The sequence below is a fragment of the Pseudotabrizicola sp. 4114 genome (assembly GCF_031457365.1).
Lineage (GTDB): Bacteria > Pseudomonadota > Alphaproteobacteria > Rhodobacterales > Rhodobacteraceae > Pseudotabrizicola.
This window is the reverse complement of sequence record NZ_JAVDWP010000041.1, coordinates 1-2689: the sequence shown is the minus strand read 5'-3', so window position 1 is coordinate 2689 and position 2689 is coordinate 1. Positions and strand designations below refer to the sequence as shown.

3 protein-coding genes are annotated in these 2689 nt (G+C 57.5%); 2 read left to right on the top strand and 1 reads right to left on the bottom strand.

The window, feature by feature from the left end:
- Nucleotides 1-66 precede the first annotated feature (66 nt).
- Nucleotides 67-252, bottom strand: a complete 186-nt coding sequence (locus J2X53_RS22400) for a MerR family transcriptional regulator (protein ID WP_349039697.1) — start codon at nt 250-252, stop codon at nt 67-69.
- A gap of 319 nt (nt 253-571) precedes the next feature.
- Between J2X53_RS22400 and J2X53_RS22395 the strand changes: the two genes are divergently transcribed.
- Nucleotides 572-1171: a recombinase family protein gene (locus tag J2X53_RS22395; protein WP_349039696.1), complete on the top strand. Its 600-nt coding sequence runs from the start codon at nt 572-574 to the stop codon at nt 1169-1171.
- 149 nt (nt 1172-1320) lie between these two features.
- The gene (locus J2X53_RS22390) at nt 1321-2610 is read left to right on the top strand and encodes an MFS transporter (RefSeq protein ID WP_349039695.1); all 1290 of its coding nucleotides are present in this window, start codon (nt 1321-1323) and stop codon (nt 2608-2610) included.
- Nucleotides 2611-2689: the final 79 nt, after the last annotated feature.

Sequence of the window (2689 nt, the reverse complement as noted above, 5' to 3'; positions counted from 1 at the left end):
CCTGCGTTTCGACATGTTCTGATCTCCTCGAATTGGGGATCAGCAGACCTCAGATCGTAGCTTCCGTCACTGTCCGATTTTCGGGGAGTAGCTCAGGGATGCCAGCAGGAGCAGCCAGTCCGCATCGGTCGCTGAAAACTCCCGCTTCCCGTCAGAGCCGCGTTTGATGACCGGGCAAAGACCCGATTTCTCATAGAAACGTATGGTCGAAATACTGAGCCCGGTACGACCGGCAACTTCTGCAATCTTCATGACAGCCCGACCTTTCAGCTAGGTCCATACCGACCTGGAGCTACTTCAGGTCAAGTGTAATTTTCAGGTCGGATCGCCGAAGCGGCCTTGCGCCACGGACAAACTCAGGCTCCCTGTCTCGAGCGGAATTCGCCCGCGCGCTGTCCGCAAGGGGATCGTTCACCGGACGCCGGATCCCCGACGACCTCGTCCCAGCGTTTGCGGCAGAAAACGATTCTCATTTGACTGGTCCGGATATAGTATCATTGGAGGGGCGTCTTGCGTTACACATGACGGCGACCAGAACGAAACTCGGCCGATTTCGGCGCAAGGATCACCCATGTCAAAAACCCGTATCGGCTATGCCCGTTGCTCGACCGACAAACAGGATCTCGCCGCACAGCGGGCAGTGCTCCTCGATCTCGATGTGGCGGTCGATAGAATCTACACCGATCATGGATTGACCGGCACGAACCGGGAGCGACCAGGTCTGGCTCAGGCACTGGCAGCAGTCCGGGAAGGGGACACGCTTGTCGTGCCGAAGCTGGACCGGCTGGCGCGGTCGGTTCCAGACGCCCGGGCCATCGCAGATGAACTGGAAAGGCGCGGAGTGAAACTGGCATTGGGCGCATCGGTCCATGACCCGACCGATCCGATGGGCAAAATGTTCTTCAACATCCTCGCCACCTTCGCTGAATTCGAGGCCGACCTGATCAGGATGCGCACCAAGGAAGGCATGGCAATTGCCCGCGCCAAGGGAAAGCTGAAGGGCAAGAAACCAAAGCTGTCGGATCGCCGCCAGACGGAACTACGCCGCATGTATGACACGGGTGATTACTCGATCAGCGATCTGGCGGAGCTGTTCGATGTCTCGCGGCCAACCGTCTACCGCGTCTTGCAGCGGACACCAGGCGCGGAGGCGTCTTCGGCTGCGGTATAGCTGCCGTTCGCCGCACGGTGCCTGAACTTACACAAGCGGACAAAGCGGCATTTCGCTACGCTTGTTCGAACGACCGCAAAAGCTTACGCCGGATGGGTCCTGGCATCTAAGGTATTGTAGGCATCGGCAGCAAAGTTAATGCTGCAAGCATGGCAAATGAAAGAGAGTTTTCCTTCGCGGCGCTTAACAGTCCGGCACGACGGCACATCCGCGTGTTTCAGATACACCAGTTCCTTGACCGTTTCGCGATGGGCCTCACCATTGCCGTTGTTGCTCTGGCCTTGACCGACAGAGGCATGAACCTGTTCCAAATCTCGCTGCTTTTCGGGGCCTATTCGCTTACAACAATAACGATGGAGCTCCCGTTTGGCGGTCTCGCCGACAGCATTGGCCGTAAGCCGGTCTTTCTGACAGCGGTCGTCGCAAGCCTGATTTCGGTAGCACTTTTTCTCTCGACGAGTGACTTCTACGTTCTCGCACTCTCATTTGCATTCATCGGTTTTGGACGGGCGCTCCGGTCGGGCACGCTCGATGCGTGGTTTGTCGAAACCTTCAGGGCCGCCGCACCAAATGTAGATGTGCAACCCGCTCTGGCCAAAGCGCAATGGGCCAATGCCATCGGGTTGGCTGCTGGGGCGGTCCTCGGAGGTCTTCTGCCTGATATGTTTGGCACGGTCGCGGAACGTCTCGGTTTCAGCATCTATGATATATCCTACGCGGCCAGCTTTGGGGTGATGCTGGGCGTGCTTGTTTTCACCATGTTGGTCATTGTCGAAAACCCGCGTCCGATGAGCGTCACTGCTCTCAAGCACGGCTTCGCAAATCTCCCCACGGTGATAAAGGACGCGAGCCTTTTGGCCCTGAAACACCCCACACTGTCGATACTTCTGGCGGCGTTGGCGTTCTTTCTGATGGCCACTAACCCTGTGGAGGTCTTCTGGCCCACCCATGCAAAAGCCATGTTGGATGCGGGTTACGCTAACTCCGTTATCGGTGTCGTAACTGCCACCTATTTCTTCTCGATCGCTGTCGGCGCATCTCTGTCCCCGCACATCAGCCGGATATTCAAGCGGCGGCACGCCCTTACGCTGGCGACGACCTTTGCATGTTTGGCAGCCGTTCAGATCGCATTGGCATTGCAAGGCAGTATCATCGGCTTTGTGACGGTGTTCATCCTGTATTCAGTCATCCTTGGTGTCAGCGAAACACCGGCCAGCAGCATTCTGCACCGCTGCGTCGAGGACCGTCAGCGATCAACCATGCTGTCGCTCAGATCGCTGATACAACAGTTGGGGGCCGCATCGGGTCTGGTTCTGGCCGGAGCCGTCGCCGAAATATACTCCACACCTATTGTTTGGATTGTTGGTGCGGGGTTTCTCTTGATTGCAGTAGGGCTGACCTTGGTCTTGGTCAGACGGCTGGGCTTAGCAGGCTGCTGAAGAAGTCGGCTCTCGACCTGTTTTGCGGAACATGATTCACCCTGCGCACGGCAACGGCGGGGGTGATGATGCGTGGTGC